This window comes from Plantactinospora endophytica, assembly GCF_016862915.1.
In the GTDB taxonomy this organism is placed as follows: Bacteria; Actinomycetota; Actinomycetes; order Mycobacteriales; family Micromonosporaceae; genus Plantactinospora; species Plantactinospora endophytica.
On sequence record NZ_BONW01000082.1, the window covers coordinates 1 to 996 of the forward strand.

Sequence of the window (996 nt, forward strand, 5' to 3'; positions counted from 1 at the left end):
AGCGGCAGGATGTCCTCGATGACGGAGGAGGTGGGTGCCGCAGCCGGAGCGGGCGAGTGGGACGCCGCAGCCAGAGCCTTGGCCGGCGCGGGCGATCCGTTACCGGCCGATGCGGTGCCGGGCGCTCCCGACCGGACCACCACGGCAAGCTCGGCCGGGGTTGGGCTGTCGAAGATGTCGCGGGCGGTGCAGTCGGCGGAGAGTCCGGTACGCACCCGCGCGGCCAACTGGGTGGCCAGCAGCGAGTTCCCGCCCAGGTCGAAGAAGTCGTCACCGGGGCCGACCCCGGCCACCCCGAGCACCTCGGCGAAGAGGCCGCACAGGGTCTGCTCGGTCGGGTCCTGCGGAGCCGGTCCGGGTTCGGCGGTCACCTCCGACAGGGCGGCCCGGTCGACCTCCCCGTCGGCGGTGGTCGGCAGTTCGGCCAGCGGCAGCAGCAACGACGGCACCATGTACCCGGGCAGCCGGGTACGCAGGTGCCGCAGCACCGCCACCCGGTCCACGGTGTACCCGGGCTCGGGCTGGAGGTACGCGACCAGCCCCGGTACGCCGGACGGCAGCGTACGGGCCAGCACGGCGGAGCGGGCGATCCCCGGGTGGGCGTCCAGCGCGGCGAGCACCACGTCCGGGTCGACCCGCAGTCCGCGTACCGTCACCTGGTCGGCCGGCGAGGCGGTCATCGTCAACTCCCCCTCCGGCGACCAGCGCCCGAGCCGACCCGGCCGGTACATGACGGAGCCGTCTCCGGCGAACGGGTCGGCCATCAGCCGCACCGGTCCGACCGGTCGCTCCGGGGCGCCGGTCAGGTAGACCTCTCCGGTGACCCCCGCAGGCACCGGACGCAGGGCGGGGTCGAGCAGGTAGACCCGGGTGTCGGCGGCGGGCGCGGCGGAGCGCAGCAGCTCCGCCGGAATCCGCCTCGACCATTCACCGACGACCTGGTGCTGGTGGGTGTCGTCGAGGAGCGGGAGTCGGCCGACGAGCTGGTCCGGATCG

Annotated in this window: 1 protein-coding gene; it reads right to left on the reverse strand. The window is 74.6% G+C overall.

The window, feature by feature from the left end:
- Positions 1 to 996, reverse strand: a 996-nt coding sequence (locus Pen02_RS41415; protein WP_239142050.1) for a phosphopantetheine-binding protein, incomplete at both ends; no start/stop codon positions are given.